Origin of the sequence: Geodermatophilus siccatus, from assembly GCF_900103785.1 — a bacterium.
In the GTDB taxonomy this organism is placed as follows: Bacteria; Actinomycetota; Actinomycetes; order Mycobacteriales; family Geodermatophilaceae; genus Geodermatophilus; species Geodermatophilus siccatus.
Genome location: NZ_FNHE01000003.1, coordinates 283960 through 303889 on the forward strand (window position 1 = coordinate 283960; position 19930 = coordinate 303889).

Annotated in this window: 24 protein-coding genes; 18 read left to right on the forward strand and 6 right to left on the reverse strand. The window is 75.0% G+C overall.

The genetic code is table 11. The features are described from left to right. The first annotated feature begins 41 nt into the window (after positions 1-41). The 8 genes from BLS21_RS07250 to serB all read left to right on the forward strand — a co-directional run bounded on the left by BLS21_RS07250 (position 42) and on the right by serB (position 9126). Positions 42-1004 carry a M23 family metallopeptidase gene (locus BLS21_RS07250; RefSeq protein WP_091215771.1) on the forward strand — a complete coding sequence of 321 codons (963 nt, stop codon included), beginning with the start codon at positions 42-44 and terminating at the stop codon, positions 1002-1004. 147 nt (positions 1005-1151) lie between these two features. Beyond that, positions 1152-2108 (forward strand): cation diffusion facilitator family transporter, encoded by a 957-nt coding sequence (locus BLS21_RS07255; RefSeq protein ID WP_245700133.1) that lies wholly within the window; start codon positions 1152-1154, stop codon positions 2106-2108. A gap of 108 nt (positions 2109-2216) precedes the next feature. Then, positions 2217-3173 (forward strand): cytochrome c oxidase assembly protein, encoded by a 957-nt coding sequence (locus tag BLS21_RS07260; RefSeq protein ID WP_091215775.1) that lies wholly within the window; start codon positions 2217-2219, stop codon positions 3171-3173. Between the two features lie 60 nt (positions 3174-3233). Next, positions 3234-3737, forward strand: coding sequence for a metallophosphoesterase family protein (locus BLS21_RS07265; RefSeq protein ID WP_091215777.1), 504 nt, complete (start codon positions 3234-3236; stop codon positions 3735-3737). Then, entirely contained in the window at positions 3734-4978 is a 1245-nt protein-coding gene (locus BLS21_RS07270) for an MFS transporter (RefSeq protein WP_091215779.1), read from the forward strand. Before BLS21_RS07265 ends, BLS21_RS07270 begins: the two co-directional genes overlap by 4 nt. Then, positions 4975-5841 (forward strand): putative RNA methyltransferase, encoded by an 867-nt coding sequence (locus BLS21_RS07275; protein WP_245700136.1) that lies wholly within the window; start codon positions 4975-4977, stop codon positions 5839-5841. Before BLS21_RS07270 ends, BLS21_RS07275 begins: the two co-directional genes overlap by 4 nt. Before the next feature lie 113 nt (positions 5842-5954). After that, positions 5955-7706, forward strand: a complete 1752-nt coding sequence (ctaD, locus tag BLS21_RS07280) for an aa3-type cytochrome oxidase subunit I (RefSeq protein ID WP_091215782.1) — start codon at positions 5955-5957, stop codon at positions 7704-7706. Between the two features lie 151 nt (positions 7707-7857). Further along, positions 7858-9126 (forward strand): phosphoserine phosphatase SerB, encoded by a 1269-nt coding sequence (gene serB, locus BLS21_RS07285; RefSeq protein WP_245700138.1) that lies wholly within the window; start codon positions 7858-7860, stop codon positions 9124-9126. 263 nt (positions 9127-9389) lie between these two features. On the opposite strand, the gene BLS21_RS07290 is transcribed toward serB, so the two are convergent. Next, a complete protein-coding gene (locus BLS21_RS07290) occupies positions 9390-9965 on the reverse strand; it encodes an isochorismatase family protein (RefSeq protein ID WP_091215787.1) in 576 nt (191 codons plus the stop codon). 10 nt (positions 9966-9975) lie between these two features. After that, on the reverse strand, positions 9976-11259 hold the full coding sequence (locus tag BLS21_RS07295) for a nicotinate phosphoribosyltransferase (protein WP_091215789.1): 1284 nt from the start codon (positions 11257-11259) through the stop codon (positions 9976-9978). A 64-nt stretch (positions 11260-11323) separates the two neighbouring features. On the opposite strand from BLS21_RS07295, the gene clpS reads away from it, so the two are divergent. Next, the gene (gene clpS, locus BLS21_RS07300; protein WP_091215792.1) at positions 11324-11620 is read left to right on the forward strand and encodes an ATP-dependent Clp protease adapter ClpS; all 297 of its coding nucleotides are present in this window, start codon (positions 11324-11326) and stop codon (positions 11618-11620) included. 74 nt (positions 11621-11694) lie between these two features. After that, the gene (locus tag BLS21_RS07305) at positions 11695-12192 is read left to right on the forward strand and encodes a DUF2017 family protein (RefSeq protein ID WP_091215795.1); all 498 of its coding nucleotides are present in this window, start codon (positions 11695-11697) and stop codon (positions 12190-12192) included. On the opposite strand, the gene BLS21_RS07310 is transcribed toward BLS21_RS07305, so the two are convergent. Next, positions 12131-12487, reverse strand: a complete 357-nt coding sequence (locus tag BLS21_RS07310; RefSeq protein ID WP_091215797.1) for a hypothetical protein — start codon at positions 12485-12487, stop codon at positions 12131-12133. The genes BLS21_RS07305 and BLS21_RS07310 overlap by 62 nt on opposite strands. A 98-nt stretch (positions 12488-12585) precedes the next feature. Here BLS21_RS07310 and BLS21_RS07315 point away from each other — a divergent pair, with 98 nt between their 5' ends. The 4 genes from BLS21_RS07315 to BLS21_RS07330 all read left to right on the forward strand — a co-directional run bounded on the left by BLS21_RS07315 (position 12586) and on the right by BLS21_RS07330 (position 15334). Further along, positions 12586-13059, forward strand: coding sequence for a M67 family metallopeptidase (locus tag BLS21_RS07315; RefSeq protein ID WP_091215800.1), 474 nt, complete (start codon positions 12586-12588; stop codon positions 13057-13059). A 176-nt stretch (positions 13060-13235) separates the two neighbouring features. Continuing rightward, positions 13236-13514 (forward strand): ubiquitin-like small modifier protein 1, encoded by a 279-nt coding sequence (locus BLS21_RS07320; RefSeq protein ID WP_091215802.1) that lies wholly within the window; start codon positions 13236-13238, stop codon positions 13512-13514. Positions 13515-13564: 50 nt separating this feature from the next. Further along, the gene (locus BLS21_RS07325; protein ID WP_091215805.1) at positions 13565-14515 is read left to right on the forward strand and encodes a PLP-dependent cysteine synthase family protein; all 951 of its coding nucleotides are present in this window, start codon (positions 13565-13567) and stop codon (positions 14513-14515) included. A 78-nt stretch (positions 14516-14593) separates the two neighbouring features. Beyond that, entirely contained in the window at positions 14594-15334 is a 741-nt protein-coding gene (locus BLS21_RS07330; RefSeq protein WP_091215808.1) for an MBL fold metallo-hydrolase, read from the forward strand. On the opposite strand, the gene BLS21_RS07335 is transcribed toward BLS21_RS07330, so the two are convergent. Further along, entirely contained in the window at positions 15331-15741 is a 411-nt protein-coding gene (locus tag BLS21_RS07335) for a GNAT family N-acetyltransferase (protein ID WP_091215810.1), read from the reverse strand. The two genes, BLS21_RS07330 and BLS21_RS07335, sit on opposite strands and share 4 nt — an antisense overlap. Before the next feature lie 72 nt (positions 15742-15813). On the opposite strand from BLS21_RS07335, the gene BLS21_RS07340 reads away from it, so the two are divergent. After that, positions 15814-16770 carry a DNA polymerase domain-containing protein gene (locus BLS21_RS07340; RefSeq protein ID WP_091215813.1) on the forward strand — a complete coding sequence of 319 codons (957 nt, stop codon included), beginning with the start codon at positions 15814-15816 and terminating at the stop codon, positions 16768-16770. A 288-nt stretch (positions 16771-17058) separates the two neighbouring features. Then, the gene (locus BLS21_RS07345) at positions 17059-17463 is read left to right on the forward strand and encodes a DUF4262 domain-containing protein (protein ID WP_245700185.1); all 405 of its coding nucleotides are present in this window, start codon (positions 17059-17061) and stop codon (positions 17461-17463) included. Here BLS21_RS07345 and bcp read toward each other — a convergent pair. Then, the gene (gene bcp / locus BLS21_RS07350) at positions 17403-17891 is read right to left on the reverse strand and encodes a thioredoxin-dependent thiol peroxidase (protein ID WP_217636032.1); all 489 of its coding nucleotides are present in this window, start codon (positions 17889-17891) and stop codon (positions 17403-17405) included. The two genes, BLS21_RS07345 and bcp, sit on opposite strands and share 61 nt — an antisense overlap. A 151-nt stretch (positions 17892-18042) precedes the next feature. Further along, positions 18043-18447 carry a YjbQ family protein gene (locus BLS21_RS07355; RefSeq protein ID WP_175479474.1) on the reverse strand — a complete coding sequence of 135 codons (405 nt, stop codon included), beginning with the start codon at positions 18445-18447 and terminating at the stop codon, positions 18043-18045. A 62-nt stretch (positions 18448-18509) separates the two neighbouring features. Between BLS21_RS07355 and rph the strand changes: the two genes are divergently transcribed. Together rph and rdgB are read left to right on the forward strand one after the other, a co-directional pair. Continuing rightward, complete coding sequence (rph, locus tag BLS21_RS07360; protein WP_091215821.1) at positions 18510-19262, forward strand: ribonuclease PH; 753 nt, start codon at positions 18510-18512, stop codon at positions 19260-19262. Next, positions 19259-19870: an RdgB/HAM1 family non-canonical purine NTP pyrophosphatase gene (rdgB, locus tag BLS21_RS07365; RefSeq protein ID WP_091215823.1), complete on the forward strand. Its 612-nt coding sequence runs from the start codon at positions 19259-19261 to the stop codon at positions 19868-19870. Before rph ends, rdgB begins: the two co-directional genes overlap by 4 nt. Positions 19871-19930 lie beyond the last annotated feature (60 nt).

Below are 19930 nucleotides of genomic sequence, written 5' to 3' on the forward strand. Positions count from 1 at the left end.
ACCTCCGCACGACGACCCTGTCCCCTCCGGAAGCCAGGTGCATGAGCCAGCTCCACCACGACCGTCCCGTCGACCAGGGCGAGACGGCCCCACACCACGTCCCGACGCGCCGCATGGGGGATGCGCGACCGTCGGACACCACTCCCGAGGAGCTCCGGCTCACCGAGGTCACCGACCTCGCCGACCTCGCACAGCAGGCCGAGACCGTTGCCCGCGCCGGCATCGAGGACGTCCGCCAGGCATCCGCCGCTCCGGTCGTGACTCGCGGACGACGGGGTCGCCGTCGTACCCGCGGGATCCCGGCGTCGGCCCGCCGTCCGGCCGCTTGCCTGGCCGCCGCGCTCGTCGGGGCCGGCGCCCTCGGTCTGTTCGCCGCCGGCGACCGTGTCGCCGAGGGGATCGACGTGGCCGAGAGCTCGTCGGTCAGCGTCGCCGCGGAGCTGGGGGTGGACGGAGGATCGCAACCGGTCCCCGAGGCCGATGCCACCGCCCGGCTCGGTGAGCTGACCGCCAGCCGCACCGCGCGGGAGGCCGAACAGGCCGCCGCCGCGCAGGCGCAGGCCGAGGCCGACCGGCTCGCCGCCGCGGCGATCGCGGAGGCCGCCCGCCCCGAGGCGGTGCTGCCCGTCGACGGCGCCCGGCTGAGCAGCGGCTTCGGGTCCCGGTGGGGCAGGCTGCACGCCGGCCTGGACTTCGCCGCGCCGATCGGCACGCCGGAGAAGGCCGCGATGGACGGCGTCGTGCTCGAGGCCGGCCCGGCCAGCGGCTACGGCCTGGCGGTCTTCGTCCAGCACGCCAACGGCGACGTCACCGCCTACGGCCACATGGAGGAGATCCTCGTGTCGCCCGGCCAGGTCGTCCGCGCGGGCGACACCATCGCGCTGCTCGGCAACCGCGGCCGGTCCACCGGCCCGCACCTGCACTTCGAGGTGCGCCTCGGCGGCCTCAACGGCGAGAAGGTCGACCCGGTGCCCTACCTGCGGGAGCGCGGCGTCCAGCTCTGAGGAACGCCCCCCTGCCCCCGCCACTCGCGGGAGGAGGACCCCGTCCTCCCCGACCCCCGCGAGCCCGGGCCGGGACCCGGGACGGGGCCAGGGTCACTGCAGGGGGTCGTTCCGGCCCGTCACCAGGGCCGTGCGGGACACTCGACCGTGCGGGACGCGACGGTGGGGGAGGGCCGGTTGATGGGGCACGGGCACGACCACGGCGCGCCCACGGGAACCGCCTCGGCCGCGTACCGCCGCCGGCTGACCGTCGTCCTCGGCCTCACCGTCGCGATGGTGGCCGCGGAGATCGTCGGGGCGGTGGTCTCCGGGTCGCTGGCACTGCTCGCCGACGCCGGGCACATGGCCACCGACGCCCTGGGCCTCGGCCTGGCGCTGGGGGCGGTCTCGCTGGCCCAGCGCCCCGCCCGCGGACGCCGCACCTTCGGCTGGCAGCGCGCGGAGATCCTCGGCGCCGTCGCCAACGGCCTGCTGCTGGTCGCCGTCGCCGGCTACGTCGTCGTGGAGGCGGTCCGCCGGATCGGGGACCCGCCTGAGATCGACTCCGGCGTGGTGCTCGCCGTCGCCGCGGTGGGCCTGGCCGTCAACCTCGCCGGCCTGGCGCTGCTGCACTCGGGCCGCTCGGCGTCCCTCGCCGTCCGCGGTGCCCACCTCGAGGTGCTCGGCGACGCGCTGGGCTCGGTCGCCGTCCTCGTCGCCGCCGTCGTCGTCGCGACCACCGGCTGGACGCCGGCCGACACGGTGGCCTCCCTGCTCATCGCCGCGCTGGTGCTGCCGCGGGCGTGGTCGCTGCTGCGCGAGGCGGTCGACGTGCTGCTGGAGGCGGCGCCGCGCGGGGTGGACCTCGACGACGTGCGGGCACACGTCCTCAGGGTGGACGGCGTCGTCGGCGTCCACGACCTGCACGCCTGGACGATCACCTCGGGCCTGCCGGTGCTCTCCGCGCACGTCGTCGTCAGCGACGAGGCGCTGGCCGACGGCCACGGCGGGCGGGTGCTCGACGCGCTCTGCGCCTGCCTGGGGGACCACTTCGACGTCGAGCACTGCACCTTCCAGCTGGAGGCCGAGGCGCACGCCGGCCACGAGGCGCCGGTCCACGAGTGAAGGACCCCCTCGCCTCGCTCCGCTCGGGGGCCCTGCGAGGGGGCCGTTCCACCACGTCGCCTGGTGGGACAGTGGGGTCGCAGGTGGACGGCACGGCAGGAGGCAGCGGTGGACCACGGTCATCACTCGGGCATGTGGGTGCCCGCGGAGCCGCCGACCTGGGGGCGGATGTTCCTGCCGCACCTCGACGGCTGGTCGTGGTTGGCGGTGCTGAGCCTGCTCGGGCTCGTCGGCTACCTGGTCGCGGTCGTGCTCCTGCGCCGCACGGGTGTGGCCTGGCCGTGGTGGCGGACGGCGTCCTGGGTGGCCGGCTGTGCCGCGCTGTTCGCGGTGACCGGCACCTGGCTCAACGGCTACGGCATGGTGCTGTTCAGCGTGCACATGGCCCAGCACATGGTGCTGTCGATGGTGGTGCCGATCCTGCTGCTGGTCGGTGCCCCGGTGACCCTCGCGCTGCGGACCCTGCCGCGCGGCAAGCGGCTGGCCGGCGTCCCGCGGGCGCTGCTGCTCGACGCGCTGCACAGCCGGGTCGCCCGCGTGCTGTCGCACCCGGCGTTCACGCTGCCGCTGTTCCTGGCCAGCCTCTACGCGGTCTACTTCACGCCGCTGTTCGACGCGCTCATGGCCAACCCGGTGGGCCACCAGTTCATGCTGGCCCACTTCACGGTGACCGGGCTGCTGTTCTTCGGCCCGATCCTGGCCCAGGACCCCTGGCCCCGGACGGCGGGCCACGGCGGCCGGATCGTCGAGCTGCTGCTCCCGATGCCGTTCCACGCCTTCTTCGGCGTCGCGATCCTGATGGCCGGCTCGCTGGTGGTGGAGACCTTCGCCGACCCGCCGGCCGGCTGGGGCGTCGACCCGCTGTCGGACCAGCAGACCGCCGGGAGCATCGCCTGGTCCTTCGGCGAGATCCCGACGGTCTTCGTCCTGGCGGTCGTGCTGTTCGCCTGGATGGGCTCCGAGCAGCGGAAGGCCCGCCGCCTCGACCGGGTCGCCGAGCGCACCCAGGACGCCGAGCTCGCCGCCTACAACGAGCGCCTCAAGTCCCTCGCCGAGCGGGGTTGAGCCACCGCGGCGGGGCACCGCGGTTGGCCGCCGTGTCGTCCGGGGGACGACGATGTCGTCGTGCCGGTATCCCTGGTGTTCACCGCGGACACGCACGTCCCGAAGCGGGCGCGTGACCTCCCTCCTGCGCTGTGGGCCGCGATCGACGCGGCGGACGTCGTCGTGCACGCCGGCGACTGGGTGGACGTCGCGCTGCTCGACCGGTTCGAGGAGCGCGCCTCCCGGCTGGTCGCCGTCCACGGCAACAACGACCACGGCCCGCTGCGCGAGCGGCTGCCCGAGGTGGCCCGCGCCGAGGTCGGCGGCATCCGGCTGGCCGTCGTCCACGAGACCGGCGACAGGCGAGGCCGCGAGGCCCGCTGTGCCGCCCGCTTCCCCGATGCCGACCTGCTGGTGTTCGGGCACAGCCACATCCCCTGGGACACCACCGCCGACACCGGCCTGCGGCTGCTGAACCCCGGCTCGCCCACCGACCGGCGCCGGCAGCCGCACGGCACCTTCGTCACCGCGGTGGCCGACGCCGGCGTGCTGCGCGACGTGACCCTCCACCCGGTCGTGAGGTGACGGCCGCCACCGGCGGCAGCACGGGAGGCACGGCTCGCTGGCGCCACCTCGGGGTCAGCCTGGTCGGGCTGGTCGCCGCGTGCGCGGTCCAGAACGGGCTGCCCTTCCTCACCGTCGCCCTCCGCGCGGAGGGGCTCTCCCTCGCCGCGATCGGCCTGCTGGTCAGCGCCCCCACGGCCGGCCTGGTGCTGAGCCTGCTCGCCTGGGGCGCGGCGGCCGACCGGTACGGCGAGCGGGTGGTGCTCAGCGCCGGGCTCGGCGTCGCCGCGGCCGCCATGACCGGCGCCGCCCTGGCCGGCACCCCGGTCGCCACGGGGCTGTGGCTGCTGCTCGCCGGTGCCGGCAGCGCCTCGGTGCACGCGGCCAGCGGGCGGCTGGTGCTCGGCTGGTTCCCCGCCTCGCAGCGCGGCCTGGCCATGGGGGTGCGCCAGGCGGGCCAGCCGATCGGCGTGGGGCTGGCGGCCTTCGCGCTGCCGCGGCTGGCCGAGGACGGCCCGGGGACGGCGTTCGCCGCGCTCGCCGCCGGCTGCGCGGTCACCGCCGTCCTCGTCGGGGTGCTGGTGCGCGACCCGGCGCGACCCGTGCCGGCCCCGGGTGCGCCGCGGGCGGCCTCGCCCTACCGCTCGCCGGTGCTGTGGCGGGTGCACGCGGCCAGCACGCTGCTCGTCGTCCCGCAGTTCGTGGTGGCGGCCTTCAGCTTCGACTTCCTGGTGCGGGGGGCCGGGTGGTCGACCGCCGGGGCCGGCACGCTGCTCGCGGTCACCCAGTTCGGCGGGGCGGCCGCGCGGCTCGGTGCGGGCGCGTGGTCGGACCGCGCGGGCAGCCGGGTGCGGCCGCTGCGCCTGGTCTCGATCGCGGTGGCCGCCGTCGTCGGGGTGCTGGCCGTCGTCGCCGTCGTCACCCCGGACGTCCTGGCCCCGGCCGCCGCCGCCGTGGCCGTCGTCTGCGCCGCCGTCGTCACGGTGAGCCCGAACGGGATCGCGTTCACCTCCGTCGCCGAGCAGGCCGGCAGCGCCTGGGCCGGGCGGGCGCTGGGCGCGCACAACACCGCGCAGAACCTCTCCGCCTCCCTCACCGTGCCGCTGGCCGCGCTGCTCGTCGACAGCGGGCCCGGCTACCCGGCGGCGTTCGCGGCCGGTGCCGTGGCGGCGGCCCTGGCTGTCGGTGTGGTGCCGGGCCGGGCGGCCGAGGCGTCCTCCCGCGGCGCCCCGCGGGCGGCCGACCCGGCTCCGAGCCGGTGAGCCCCCGCCGGCCGTGGCCCCCGGGAGCGGTCGAGCTGCTCGCCTGCCCGGTCTGCGGGGCGCCGCTGGCCGTGCGAGCCGACGACGCGGGGCTGGTCTGCCCGGCCGGGCACTCCTTCGACCGGGCGCGGCAGGGGCACGTCACGCTGCTGCCGCCCGGGCACGTCCCGCCGTCCGGCGACTCCGCGGCGATGGTCGCCGACCGGGTCGCCTTCCTCGCCGCCGGTCACTACGCCGGTGTGACCCGCGCCCTGGCGGATGCCGTCACCGTGGGGGAGGACGGCCCGCCGGGCGCGCTGCTCGACCTCGGCGGGGGCACGGGGCACCACCTGGCCGGCGTCCTCGACCGGCTGCCCGGCGCGGTCGGGGTGGTCCTGGACTCCTCGCGGTACGCCGCCCGCCGCGCGGCCGGCGCGCACGCGCGGGCCCTGGCGGTGGTGGGCGACGCCTGGGCCCGGCTGCCGGTGCGCGACGCCGCCGTCGACCGGGTGCTGGTGGTGTTCGCCCCGCGCAACGGCCCCCAGATCGCGCGGGTGCTGCGGCCGGGCGGGCGGCTGGTCGTCGTCACCCCGGCCGCCGACCACCTCGCCGAGCTGGTCGGGTCGCTGGGGTTGCTGCGGGTCGACCCCGACAAGGCCCGCCGGCTGTCGGCGACCCTCGAGCCGCACCTGCGCCCGGTCGCCGCGGCCGGGCACCGGGAGCGGCTGGAGCTCGACCGCGCGGCGGTCACGACGCTGGTCGGCATGGGGCCGCACGCCCGGCACCTGACGCCCCCGGGACTCGCGGCGGCCGTGGCCGGGCTGCCCGAACGGACGCCGGTCACCGTGTCGGTCGACGTGACGACCTGGACCCGGGCCGGCTGACGGGGCCCGCCAGGTCACGGTTCGGCAACGGTCCCGGCGGGAGGGGGCCGCGGGGACGGCGTGCCTCTGGCCTCGGCAGGAGGCGCGTCGCAGGAACCGTCTAAGCTGCGGCCGTGACGATCGCACCGGCGCCGATCGTGAGCCGGCCGAGCCCGGTTCACCAGGCGGAGAAGGGCTCGCGGCTCTCGAACCTGCTGCGGACCACCGACCACAAGACCATCGGCCTGATGTACCTGGCCACCTCCTTCGTCTGGTTCGTCATCGGCGGCCTGATGGCGATGCTCATGCGCGGGGAACTGGCCCGGCCGGGTCTGCAGTTCCTGTCGCCGGAGCAGTACAACCAGCTGGTCACCATGCACGGCACGGTGATGCTGCTGTTCTTCGCGACGCCGCTGTTCTTCGCGTTCTCGAACCTGATCATGCCGCTGCAGATCGGCGCGCCCGACGTGGCGTTCCCGCGGCTGAACTCGTTCTCCTACTGGCTGTTCCTCTTCGGCAGCACGATCGCGGTCTCGGGCTTCTTCACCCCGGGTGGCGCCGCCGACTTCGGCTGGTACGCCTACACGCCGCTGTCCCTGGGGACCCACAGCCCCGGGGCCGGTGCCGACCTGTGGATCGCCGGCCTGGCGGTGTCCGGTCTGGGCACCATCCTCGGCGCGGTCAACTTCATCACGACGATCGCCTGCCTGCGGGCACCGGGCATGACGCTGTTCCGGATGCCGATCTTCACCTGGAACACGCTGGTCACCAGCCTGCTGGTGCTCTTCGCCTTCCCGATCCTCACCGCGGCCCTGTTCGGCCTCCTGGCCGACCGGCAGCTGGGTTCCCTGGTCTACTCCGAGGAGAACGGGGGGCCGATGCTGTGGCAGCACCTGTTCTGGTTCTTCGGGCACCCCGAGGTCTACATCATCGCGCTGCCGTTCTTCGGCATCATCACCGAGATCATCCCGGTGTTCAGCCGCAAGCCGCTGTTCGGCTACAAGGGCATGGTCTTCGCGACCATCGCCATCGGCGCCCTGTCGCTGACGGTGTGGGCGCACCACATGTACGCGACCGGCGCGATCCTGCTGCCGTTCTTCGCGTTCCTGACCTACCTGATCGCCGTGCCGACCGGGATCAAGTTCTTCAACTGGATCGGCACCATGTGGCGGGGTCAGCTGACCTTCGAGACGCCGATGCTGTTCTCGATCGGCTTCATGGTCACCTTCCTGCTCGGCGGCCTGACCGGTGTGCTGCTGGCCTCCCCGCCGCTGGACTGGCAGCTCAACGACAGCTACTTCGTCGTGGCCCACTTCCACTACGTGGTGTTCGGGACCGTGGTGTTCGCCGCCTACGCCGGTGTCTACTTCTGGTTCCCGAAGCTGTGCGGCCGGATGATGGACGAGCGCCTGGGCAAGCTGCACTTCTGGCTGACCTTCATCGGCTTCCACGGCACGTTCCTGGTGCAGCACTGGCTCGGCGGCGAGGGCTTCCCCCGGCGCTACGCCAACTACCTGGCCAGTGACGGGTTCACCACGCTGAACACGGTGTCGACGATCTTCTCGTTCATCCTCGGCGCCTCCACGATCCCGTTCTTCTACAACGTGGCGAAGTCGTGGCGGTACGGCCGGCTGGCGCTGCGGGACGACCCCTGGGGTCACGGGAACTCGCTGGAGTGGGCGACCTCGTCGCCGCCGCCGCGGCACAACTTCGTGGAGATCCCGAAGATCCGCTCCGAGCGGCCGGCCTTCGAGGCGCACTACCCGCACCTCGTCGAGCGCCTGCAGCGCGAGGCGCACGCTGGAAAGCGACACGACTCCTACGTCGCCGAGCTGGGTGCCACCGGCGGTCGCCGGCAGGGGCCGAACGACCCCGACCCCACCTGAGGAAGGACCTCCCTGCTCCCTGCCGCTCGCGAGCTCGCGGCGGGACCCTGCAGGGAGGCCGCCTGCGACGCCCCGTCGGCCCCGGCCGGCGGGGCGTCGCCGCGTCCGGGGCGCGGGCCCCTGGCAGGACGCCCGAGGGCGGTGCGGGAGGATGGCTGTCGTGCCGCTCGACCGCGCTCCCCGCACGTCACCGACCGCCGTCTCCACCCCGCGGGCGCTGCTGACCGTCTCCGGAGGCGACCGCCGAGGGGTCACCGCACGGCTGTTCGCGGCCCTCGCCGCGCCCGGCGGAGAGCTCCCGCCGGTCGAGGTGGTCGACGTCGAGCAGGTCGTCGTCCACGGGCAGCTGGTGCTCGGCGTCGTCGTCGGGGCACTGCCCGCCGAGGGCGGGCCGGTGGAGGAGTGCCGGTTCCTCGCCGCACTCGAGCGGCTCGCCGCCGAGGTCGCGGAGGCGACCGGGGTGCGGGTCGAGGTGGAGTCGGCCGCCGACGCCGGCCTCGACGCCGCCCCGGAGGGCCGCCCCCACCACGTCATCCTGCTCGGCCGCCCGGTGCCCCCGGAGGCCGTGGCCGGCGCCGCCGCGGCCATCGCCGGCATCGGCGGCAACATCGAGGCGATCCGCCGGCTGTCGGACTACCCGGTGACCAGCTTCGAGCTGACCGTCTCCGGGACGGAGGCCACCGAGCTGCGCACCGCCCTGGCCTCGGTCGCCTCGACCAGCGGCGCCGACATCGCCGTCGAGCAGGTCGGCCTGGCCCGCCGCAGCAAGCGGCTGATCGTCCTGGACGTCGACTCCACGCTGGTCCGCGGCGAGGTGATCGACGAGCTCGCCGCGCGCGCCGGGCGGGCCGCCGAGGTCGCCAGGATCACCGCCGCCGCCATGAACGGGGAGCTGGACTTCGCCCAGTCGCTGCGGGCCCGCGTGGCCGCGCTCGAGGGGCTGCCGGTCGAGGTGCTCGACGAGGTCCGCGAGACGCTGGTGCTCACCCCCGGCGCGCGCACGCTCATCCGCACCCTCAAGCGGCTCGGGTTCCGCTGCGGCATCGTCAGCGGTGGCTTCACCCAGATCACCGACCCGCTGGCCGAGCAGCTCGGCCTGGACTTCGCCGCCGCCAACACCCTCGAGGTGGCCGACGGGCGGCTCACCGGCGGCCTGGTGGGGGAGATCGTCGACCGCGCCGGCAAGGCCCGCGCGCTGGTCCGCTTCGCCGACCGGTACGGCATCCCGCTGGACCAGACCGTGGCCGTCGGCGACGGCGCCAACGACCTCGACATGCTCAACGCCGCCGGGCTCGGCATCGCCTTCAACGCCAAGCCCTACGTGCGCGAGCAGGCGCACACGGCGCTCAACCAGCCCTACCTCGACGCCGTCCTGCAGGTGCTCGGGTTCACGCGGGACGAGGTCCTCGACGCTGTGTGATCCGTCGTCCTCCGGACGACACCGCGGCCAGGTGTCGTCCCCGGCGGGCGCCGAGCCCGTCCCGTCCCTCCTCGGGGAGGCCTCCGGCCCCCACTCGTCGGAACGCCTCGCAGGGCGGCTCGCGTCGGGCGACACCGCGGCCAGGTGTCGGTCCCCGGCGGGCGCCGAGCCCGTCCCGTCCCTCCTCGGGGAGGCCTCCGGCCCCCACTCGTCGGAACGCCTCGCAGGGCGGCTCGCGTCGGACGACACCGCGGCCAGGGCTGTCAGGCCGCCCGGTGGACCTGGCCCTCCAGTTCGACGCCGGCGGTGCGCAGCTGGTCGAGGGCGGCGTCCGTGGTCGCCTCGCTGACCCCCGCGGTGAGCGGCAGCAGCACCCGGGCCGCGAAGCCCTCGCCGACGGCGTCCAGCGCGGTCGCCCGCACGCAGTGGTCGGTGGCGATGCCGACGACGTCCACGGCGTCCACCCCGTGCGCGCGCAGCCAGTCGGCCAGGGGGACGCCGTCCGAGCGCCCCTCGAAGCCGGAGTAGGCCGCGGCGTACTCGCCCTTGTCGAACACCGCCTCGATGGGCCGGCGCTCCAGCCGCGGGTGCAGCTCGACGCCGTCCGTACCGACCACGCAGTGCGCCGGCCAGGTCTCCAGGTAGTCCGGCTCCTCGGCGAAGTGGCCGCCGGGGTCGACGTGGTGGTCGCGGGTGGCCACCACGTGCGCGTAGTCGGCGGCGTGCGCGCGGACGTGTTCGCTGATCGCGGCGGCGACGTCCGCACCGCCGGCGACGGCGAGGCTGCCGCCCTCGCAGAAGTCGTTCTGCACGTCCACGACGAGCAGAGCGCGGGTCATCTCGTCCTCCTCAGGCCGTCAGGGTGTCGATGGCGCAGTCCCCGCGGGACAGCGCGAACGCCTCTGCGGGCATCGCCTCGCGCGCCCGCTGGTGGTGCGCGCGGGCGGCGGCCAGCGCCTCGCGCGGCGTGGCCGGGGTGCAGAGCTCGCCGCCCCGGACGAGCTCCACGACCAGCTGCCGGTCGCCGTCCCGGGGCAGGACCGCCTCGCTGGTCACCACCTCGGCGGTCGCCGTCCCGGAGGCGTCGTGCCGGCGGACGGCGGACTTGCGGCCGCCCACCGACGGCTTGCCCAGGGACCGCTTGGCCACCGGGACGCCGTCGCGCTCGACCAGCTTGTAGACCATGCCCATCGTCGGTGCGCCGGAGCCGGTGACCAGTGCCGTCCCGACGCCGTAGCCGTCGACCGGCGCGGCCATCAGCCCGGCGATCGCGTACTCGTCGAGGTCGCTGGTGACGATGATCCGCGTGCGGGTGGCACCGAGCTCGTCGAGCAGCTCGCGGGCGTGGGCGGCGAGGGTGGGCAGGTCACCGGAGTCCAGCCGGATGGCGCCGAGCTCCGGGCCGGCGACCTCCACCGCGGTGCGGATGCCCTGGTCGACGTCGAAGGTGTCCACCAGCAGCGTCGTGCCGACGCCGAGCGTGGCGACCTGGGCGCGGAAGGCCGACTCCTCGTCATCGTGCAGCAGGGTGAAGGCGTGGGCGCTGGTGCCGGTCGTGGGCACCCCGTACCGGCGGCCGGCCTCCAGGTTCGACGTCGAGGCGAAGCCGACCAGGTGGGCGGCGCGGGCAGCGGCGACCGCGGCCTCCTCGTGGGTGCGCCGCGAGCCCATCTCGATGCACGGCCGCTCGCAGGCGGCGGTGACCATCCGGGCCGCGGCGGAGGCGATCGCGCTGTCGTGGTTGAGCACCGAGAGCACCAGGGTCTCCAGCAGCACCCCTTCGGCGAACGGTGCGCGGACGGTGAGCACGGGGGAGCCGGGGAAGAACAGCTCGCCCTCGGCGTAGCCGTCGACGTCCCCGCTGAACCGGAACCCGGCCAGCCAGTCCAGCAGCCGGGAGTCGGTGAGCCCCTGCTCGCGGAGCGCGGCGAGGTCCTCGTCGGTGAACCGGAAGTGCGGCAGCGCCTCCATCAGCCGGCCGGTGCCGGCGAGCACGCCGTACCGCCGCCCGTGCGGCAGGCGCCGGGCGAAGACCTCGAAGACGCAGTCGCGGTCGGCGGTGCCGTCGGCGAGGGCCGCGGCGACCATGGTGAGCTCGTACCGGTCGGTGAGCAGGGCGGGACCCGTCGGCATGGCTCCGGAGCCTAGGCGGGGTCGAGCAGGGCCACCGCCCGGGCGGGTCTCCTAGAGTGGGGTCGTGGCCGGACCACTCGCGCCGACACGGACGCCGGAGGAGACCGTCGAGGAGCACGGCGACCTCGACCGACCCTGGGTCACCATCGTCTGGAACGACCCGGTGAACCTCATGACCTACGTGACCTACGTGCTGCAGGAGCTGTTCGGCTACGACGAGCCGACGGCGACCACGCTGATGCTCCAGGTGCACGAGGAGGGCCGGGCGATCGTGAGCTCCGGCCCGCGGGAGAAGATGGAGCACGACACCAGCCGGCTGCACGCCTACGGCCTGTGGGCCAGCTACCAGCAGGACTCGTGAGCGAGCTTGCGAGCCCACGCAGGAGCGCAGCAGGCCGGGCCCGTGCGGGCGACGAGCGCCGGCGAGGAGACCGCATGAGGCCCTTCCGCCGCAAGGGCGACGAGCTGGTGGCCCGGCTCGAGCCCGCCGAGGCCCGCATCCTCGCCCTGCTGCTCGACCAGCTCGAGCAGCTGCTCACCGCCGACGCCGAGGACGTCACCGGCGACCCGGTCCTCGACCGGCTGCTGCCCGCCGGCCACCGCAGCGACCCCGAGCTCGCCGCCGACTACCGCGAGCTGACCGAGTCCTCGCTGCGTGCGGGCAAGGCCGACGACCTGGCCACGGTCCGCGCCGGCCTGCCGCCGGACGGCGGGACGGTCCGCCTGGACCCCGAGCAGGCGACCGCCTGGCTGCGCACCAGCAACGACCTGCGCCTGGCGCTGGGCACCCGCCTCGACGTCCAGGAGGACACCGAGCCGCCGGAGGACCTCGCCAGCGAGGAGGGGCAGCAGCTGGCCGTCTACTACTGGCTCACCGGGCTGCAGGGGTCGCTCGTCGACGCACTCGCCGCCGGTCGCGCCGGCCGAAGGTGAGCACGACCAGCACCGCGACCAGCAGGTCGAGCACGAAGAACACCGACACCAGGCCCGGCATCCGCAGGTCCCGTGCGATCGCCCCGACGGCGCTGACGAGGACGACGAGCGAGAGCGCCCCGGCCAGCAGCAGCGTCAGCAGCCGGCCGGTGACCAGCAGCACCAGGGAGATCCGGTCGGCGGTGACGTCGCTGCTGTAGTGGCCGCTGCGACGGCGCAGGCCGACCGCCCCGCGCACCAGTGCGGGCACCGCCACGGCCAGCACCCCGGTGATCATCAGCAGCTCCAGGACCACGGACGGGCACCGTATCGGAGCAAGGACCCCCTGCCCCCCTCGCCAGCTCGGGGCGGGACCCTGCAGGGGGCCGTCGGCGGGCCGCCTAGACTGGAGGCGTGCTGCGCATCGACCGCGCGACCTACGACGCCATCGTGGCCCACGCCCGGGAGGACCACCCGGACGAGGCCTGTGGTGTCGTCGCCGGCCCCGAGGGCAGTGACCGCCCCGAGCGCTTCATCCCGATGCTCAACGCCGCCCGGTCGCCCACGTTCTACGAGTTCGACTCGGGTGACCTGCTGCGGCTGTACCGGGACATGGACGACCGGGACGAGGAGCCGGTGGTGATCTACCACTCGCACACCGCCACCGAGGCGTACCCCTCGCGGACCGACATCAGCTACGCCTCCGAGCCGAACGCGCACTACGTCCTGGTGTCCACCCGCCACCACGGGGACCAGACCGGCCTGGCCGGCGACGAGGTCGAGTTCCGCAGCTTCCGCATCGTCGACGGCGTCGTCACCGAGGAGGACGTCGAGGTCGTCGAGTCCTACCTGTTCGGCCACTCGCCGACCACCGTCGTCTACGACTGACGAAGGAGCCTCCTGCCCCCCCGCCACCCGCGAGCTCGCGGCGGGACCCTGCACGAGGGCCACGCGGATCGGCGCCCCCGGAATGCCCCATGGCGGGCGGGCGTTCCCCGACCAGACGCACGTCCCGCTGCGCGCCCGCGCAGCAGCAACCCGAGTCCTGAGGAGAACAGCACGCCATGGCCATCGAGGTCCGGATCCCGACCATCCTGCGCACCCACACCGGCGGCAGCAAGACCGTCGAGGGCAACGGGGACACCCTGGCCGCGCTCGTCGACGACCTCGACGCCAAGCACCCGGGCCTGAAGAACCGCCTCGTCACCGAGGAGGGCAAGCTGCACCGTTTCGTGAACGTCTACGTCAACGACGAGGACGTGCGCTTCACCGGTGCGCTCGACACCCAGGTCAAGGACGGCGACTCGGTCACCATCCTCCCGGCGGTCGCCGGCGGCTGCTGAGCGCACCTCGCTCGCAGCACCCCCCGCCCGTCTCCCGGAAGAGCACTCCCATGGCCCGCTTCGCCTCCCTCGTCGACTCGCTCGGCAACACCCCGCTCGTGGGGCTGCCGAGCCTGTCGCCGACCCCCGACGTCCGGCTGTGGGCCAAGCTCGAGGACCACAACCCCACCGGGTCGATCAAGGACCGGGCCGCCATCTCGATGATCGAGGCGGCGGAGAAGGAGGGGAAGCTCAAGCCGGGCGACACCATCCTCGAGCCGACCAGCGGGAACACCGGGATCTCGCTGGCGATGGTGGCCCGGCAGCGGGGCTACCGGCTGATCTGCGTCATGCCGGAGAACACCTCGGTCGAGCGGCGCCAGCTGCTGGAGATGTACGGCGCGCAGATCATCAGCTCGCCGGCCGCCGGCGGCTCCAACCAGGCCGTCGCCGTCGCCAAGGGACTGGCCGCCGAGCACGACGACTGGGTGATGCTCTACCAGTACGGCAACCCGGCCAACGCCGAGGCGCACTACACCGGCACCGGCCCGGAGATCCTCGCCGACCTGCCCTCCATCACCCACTTCGTCGCGGGGCTGGGCACGACCGGAACGCTCATGGGCGTCTCCCGCTACCTGCGCGAGAAGAAGCCCGAGGTGCGGGTCATCGCGGCCGAGCCGCGCTACGGCGAGCTGGTCTACGGGCTGCGCAACATCGACGAGGGGTTCGTCCCCGAGCTCTACGACCCGGCGCTGCTGGACTCCCGGTTCAGCGTCGGGCCGCAGGACGCCGTCCGCCGCACCCGGCAGCTGGTCGAGCAGGAGGGCGTCTTCGCCGGCATCTCGACCGGCGCGATCCTGCACGCCGCGCTGGGCATCGCCGACAAGGAGGTCGCGGCCGGCCGCAAGGCCGACATCGTCTTCATCGTCTGCGACGGCGGCTGGAAGTACCTGTCCACCGGTGCCTACGCGGGCACGCTGGAGGAGGCGACCTCCGCGCTCGAGGGCCAGCTGTGGGCGTGAGCAGGGCGTGAGCCCGGTCTCCCGGTCCCTGCAGCTAGCCTGACCTGCGTCGTTGGCATCGCAGCAGAGGGCGGTCGAGTGAGGCTCACGGTGGTCGGCTGCTCGGGCAGCGGTCCGGGGCCGACGTCGCCGGCGTCGAGCTACCTGGTGGAGCACGACGGCTTCCGCGTGCTGCTGGACCTCGGCAACGGCGCCTTCGGGACGCTGCAGGCCCTCGCCGACCCGGCCACGGTCGATGCGCTGTACCTGTCGCACCTGCACGCCGACCACTGCCTCGACGTCGCCCCGTTCATCGTCTGGCACCGCTACTCGGGGCGCTCCCGGCGGCGGCCGGTGCCCCTCTACGCCCCGGCCGGCGCCGACCGGCGGCTGGCGGCGGCCTACTACGGGGACGGCGCTCCGCTGGAGGACGTCTTCGACTTCGCCGTCCTCACCGGCGCGCCGTTCGACCTCGGCCCCTTCCAGGTGCAGACCGTCCGCACCGCCCACCCGGTCGAGTGCCACGCCGTCCGGCTGACCGCCGGTGGCCGGTCGCTGGTCTACACCGGGGACACCGGCGCCAGCACCGCCGTCGTCGAGCTGGCCCGCAGCGCCGACGTCCTGCTGGCCGAGGCCGCGCACCCCGACGTCCCCGGCCTGCCGCCGGACCTGCACCTCACCGGCCGGGAGGCCGGCGAGCACGCCGCCGCGGCCGGCGTCGGCCGCCTGCTGCTCACCCACGTCCCGGCGTGGGTCGACCGGACGGCGCAGCTGGCGTCGGCGCGCGCGGTCTTCGCCACGGCCGAGCTGGTCGAGCCCGGCGCCACCTACGACGTCTAGCTCGCGGCGGGACGGCGACGGACCCAGCGCCGCATCTCGACGTCCGGTCCGCCCGGCTGACGCGGGTGCCCGACGGCGGCGTCCCGCCGGTACCCCGCCCTCCCGGCGGTGCGGGTCGACGCGGTGTTCCGCGGCTCCACGAAGAGCTCCAGCCGGTCCAGCCGGGGCAGCGACCAGGCGAGGTCCTCGACCCCCCGCAGCGCGCGGCCGGCGGTCCCGCCACCACGACCCCGTGGCACGACGAGGTACCCGACCGTGCCTGCGCCCTCCTCCTCCCGCGCGAGCCACAGCCCGAGCTGCCCCGGAGCACGGTCGGTCGACACGTCGGCGATCGCGGAGGAGGAACCCGCTCCCTCGGCCCACCGGCCGCGCTGACGGGTGAGCCACTCCCGGGAGCCGGGGCGCAGGTGTCACCCGCGCGACGGCAGCCGCGCCCGCCGCTGTTGCCGCCGCGACCTCCGGGCGGCAGCGTGGACCGCGTGGTCGACGACGAACGGGACGGCGTCCGGCTGACCAGCCTCGACGCCCCGCTGGGCGACGGGCTGGAGGTCACCAAGGGCGAGCTGGTCGACCACCTGGACGCGAACGCCTTCCGGCTGGTGCCCCAGCTGGCCGGCCGGCCGCTGTCGGTGAAGCGCGTGCGGCCCGGCCAGGAGCCGTTCATGCAGCGCAACGTCCCCAAGGGCGCCCCGGACTGGGTGCGCACCGTCCCCGTCTGGTCGTTCGGCGCGCACCGCGAGGTGCACCAGGTGCTCTGCGACGACCGCCGCACGCTGCTCTGGCTGGCCAACCAGCGGGCGGTCGAGTTCCACGTCCCCTTCTTCGTGGCAGGCGCCGAGGCGGAGCCGACCGGCATCGTGCTCGACCTGGACCCGCCGGAGGGGGCCGACTTCGGCGTGGTGGTGCTGGCCGCGGAGCTGGTGCGGCGCGCGCTCGCCGACGCGGGGCTCGCCGGGGCGGTGAAGACGAGCGGGTCCAAGGGCGTGCACGTCGTCGTCCCGGTGCGGGGCGCGTCGCCCGAGGACGCCGCCGCCGCGACCCGCGCCCTGGCCGCCCGCGCCGCCGCGCTCGACCCGGACCTGGCCACGACCGCCTACATCCGCGAGGACCGGCACGGCCGGGTGTTCCTCGACTCGACCCGTTCGGGCTCCTCGACGATCGTGGCCGCCTACAGCCCGCGGATCCGCCCGGGCCTGCCGGTGTCGGCGCCGGTGGCGTGGGAGGACCTGCCGTCGGTGCAGCCCGGGGACGTGACCGTCCGGACGGCGGGGGAGCGGCTGGGGGACGGCGACCCGTGGCGGGCGCTGCTGCCCGGCCCCCAGGAGCTGCCCGCCGACCTGGTCGCCGAGGGCCACACCATCCCGGTCGCCCGCGTGCAGGCCATGCACGAGGGGCGGCGCCGCGCCCGTGCCCGGCGCGCGGAGGCGGGGGACTGACGGTCCGCGGCTCCCTCCACAGCGGACGGCGCCGTCCACAGTCCGCCGGCAGCGCAGCGCACCGCCCGGGCAGGCTCCGCGCATGCCCCTCGACCCGCAGACGACGGCCTGGCTCGACCAGGAGGACGCGCACCTCGCCCGGGTGATCCGGCAGCACCGCTGGGCGGTGCGGTACGTCGGCTCCGGCGAGGAGGACGACGAGCCCTCCTGCGGCTGCACGATCGGGCCCTTCGGCTCGGGCACCCCGAGCTCGTGCTGCTCGGGCTGGGCGTCGACACCACCCACGGCGTGCTGCATCGGGTGGTCGAGGCGGTCGCCGCCGGTCGCGACCTGGTGCCCGGTGAGCTGGTCGTGCGGGAGGACTGGGCCGGGCGGCTCCACGTCGAGGCCTCACCCAGCCCGGGCGAGGTGGTGCTGGGTGCCAACCGCTTCCACCAGCGGCCACCCGAGTACTCGGTGCCGGCGTTCCAGCTGGCCTGGAGCCACGCGGACGGGCCGTTCCCCTGGGAGGAGGGCTACCCGTGCGGGCCGGAGTGCCAGCCGCGTCCCGGCACGTGGCGGGCGTGGACGGCGGCCGTCCTCCAGGGCCCCGCGCCGAGCACGCGAGGCGTGGGGGGAAGGGTGGTCCTTCGTCAGCCCAGACCGAGGTCGCGACGCAGCTTGGCGACGTGCCCGGTCGCCTTGACGTTGTAGGCGGCCTTCTCGATGCGGCCCTCGGCGTCGACGACGAAGGTCGACCGGATCACGCCCACGACCTCCTTGCCGTACAGCTTCTTGGTCCCCCACGCGCCGTAGGCGGCCAGCACCCGCTTGTCCGGGTCGGAGAGCAGCGTGATCCGCAGCCCCTCCTTCTCGCGGAACCGCAGCAGCTTCTCGGGCGGGTCGGGGGAGATGCCGATGATGTCCAGGCCCGCCTCGGCCAGGTCGCCGGCGGAGGCGGTGAAGTCGACGGCCTGCGTGGTGCAGCCCGGCGTCATGGCCGCGGGGTAGCAGTAGACGATCACCCGGCGGCCGCGGTGGCTCGCGAGCGACACCGGCTTGCCGTCGGCGTCGGGCAGCGTGAACTCCGGCGCGGGGTCACCAGGGGCCAGGCGGACGGGGGCGACGTCGGTGTCGGTCACACCCGTCATCCTGCCGCGCCCGGCCGACCACGGTGCAGAGGGTGGACGCGCGGCCTCCCCGGCGGGTGGGAGGACCCCGTCCCCTCACCCCTCGCGAGCTCGCGGCGAGGCCCGCGACGGGGGCCGCGGTGCGGTGGGGCAGGGGCCTGCCTCAGCCGGCGAGGAACGACAACCGGACGTGCCGCTGCGGGTTGTCGGTGTTCGTGTCGACCAGGCAGATCCGCTGCCAGGTGCCCAGCTGCATCCGGCCCTCGAGCACCGGGACGCTCGCGTGCGGCGGCACGAACGCCGGCAGCACGTGGTCGCGGCCGTGTCCCGCGCTGCCGTGCCGGTGTCGCCAGCGCTCGTCCCGGGGGAGGAGGACGTCGAGCTGGGCCAGCAGGTCGTCGTCGCTGCCCGAGCCGGTCTCGATGATCGCCAGGCCCGCGGTCGCGTGCGGCACGAACACGTGCAGGAGGCCGTCGCTCTCGGTGCGCACGAACTCCGCGCACTCGTCGGTGAGGTCGACCACCGTGGGCACGCCTCCGGTCCGGACCGTCCGCAGCTCAGATCGCATGCCGGGCATCCTGCCCAGCCGGACCAGGGGGCACGCAGACGCCCGCACTACTGTCGGCGGACGTGACCACGACCCCGGCGAAGCCTCGTCCCGACGGCCGGGCGGCCTACCAGCTCCGTCCCGTGACGATCACCCGCAACTGGCTCGACCACGCCGAGGGCTCGGCGCTGGTCGAGTTCGGCCGGACCCGCGTGCTCTGCGCGGCCAGCGTCACCGAGGGGGTGCCGCGCTGGCGCAAGGGCTCGGGCCTGGGGTGGGTGACCGCCGAGTACGCGATGCTGCCCCGTGCCACGCACACCCGCGGCGACCGCGAGTCGGTCAAGGGCCGCATCGGCGGGCGCACCCACGAGATCAGCCGCCTCATCGGCCGCTCGCTGCGTGCCGCGATCGACCTCGGCGCCCTCGGCGAGAACAGCATCGCCATCGACTGCGACGTCCTGCAGGCCGACGGCGGCACCCGGACCGCGGCCATCACCGGCGCCTACGTCGCCCTGGCCGACGCCGTCTCGTGGCTCGAGGAGCGGAAGAAGCTGGCCAGGAAGAACGCGATCGTGCAGTCGGTCGCGGCGGTGAGCGTCGGCGTCGTCGACGGGCAGCCGCGGCTGGACCTGGCCTACGAGGAGGACGTCCGCGCCGGCACCGACATGAACGTCGTCTGCACCGGCGACGGCAGCTTCGTCGAGGTCCAGGGCACCGCGGAGAACGGCGTCTTCGACCGCGGCACGCTCGACGCGCTGCTCGACCTGGCGGTGGGCGGGTGCGCCGAGCTGAGCCGCGTCCAGACCGAGGCGCTGCAGCAGGCCCGCGTCCGATGAGCGACCGCCTGCTGCTGGCCACCCGCAACCCCGGCAAGCTCGCCGAGCTGCAGCGGCTGCTGGAGAGCGCCGTCCCCGGGGTCGCCGTGGTCGGTCTGCGCGACGTCCCGGAGTACCCGGAGGCGCCCGAGACCGGCGCGACGTTCGCGGAGAACGCGCTGCTCAAGGCCCGGGAGGCGGTCCGGTACACCGGGCTGCCGGCGGTCGCCGACGACTCCGGCCTGACCGTCGACGCACTCAACGGGATGCCCGGCGTCCTCTCGGCGCGCTGGTCGGGCCGACACGGGGACGACGCCGCGAACACCGCGCTGCTGCTCGGGCAGCTGGCCGACGTCCCCGACGAGCGGCGCGGTGGGGCGTTCGTGTGCGCGGCCGCGGTCGTCACGCCGGACGGCGCCGAGCGGGTGCTCGAGCGGTCGTGGCGCGGCCAGGTCGTCCGGGAGCCGCGGGGTGCCAACGGCTTCGGCTACGACCCGGTGTTCCTGCCGGACGGGCTGGACCGCACCGCCGCCGAGCTCACGGCGGCGGAGAAGGACGCGCGCAGCCACCGCGGCCAGGCCTTCGCCGCGCTGGTGCCCGTGGTCGCGGAGCTGCTCGGCCGGTCCTGACCCGCGTTCACCCCTCGGAGCGACGAGTGCGGCGATCGGCTCCACCCGGCCGGACGGGCA

Coding starts and splice junctions, on each gene's coding strand:
- BLS21_RS07250 (WP_091215771.1), top strand. CDS start 42: ATGAGCCAGCTCCACCACGACCGTCCCGTCGACCAGGGCGAGACGGCC.
- serB (WP_245700138.1), top strand. CDS start 7,858: ATGGCTGTCGTGCCGCTCGACCGCGCTCCCCGCACGTCACCGACCGCC.
- BLS21_RS07290 (WP_091215787.1), bottom strand. CDS start 9,965: ATGACCCGCGCTCTGCTCGTCGTGGACGTGCAGAACGACTTCTGCGAG.
- BLS21_RS07295 (WP_091215789.1), bottom strand. CDS start 11,259: ATGCCGACGGGTCCCGCCCTGCTCACCGACCGGTACGAGCTCACCATG.
- BLS21_RS07305 (WP_091215795.1), top strand. CDS start 11,695: ATGAGGCCCTTCCGCCGCAAGGGCGACGAGCTGGTGGCCCGGCTCGAG.
- BLS21_RS07320 (WP_091215802.1), top strand. CDS start 13,236: ATGGCCATCGAGGTCCGGATCCCGACCATCCTGCGCACCCACACCGGC.
- BLS21_RS07325 (WP_091215805.1), top strand. CDS start 13,565: ATGGCCCGCTTCGCCTCCCTCGTCGACTCGCTCGGCAACACCCCGCTC.
- BLS21_RS07355 (WP_175479474.1), bottom strand. CDS start 18,447: ATGCGATCTGAGCTGCGGACGGTCCGGACCGGAGGCGTGCCCACGGTG.
- rdgB (WP_091215823.1), top strand. CDS start 19,259: ATGAGCGACCGCCTGCTGCTGGCCACCCGCAACCCCGGCAAGCTCGCC.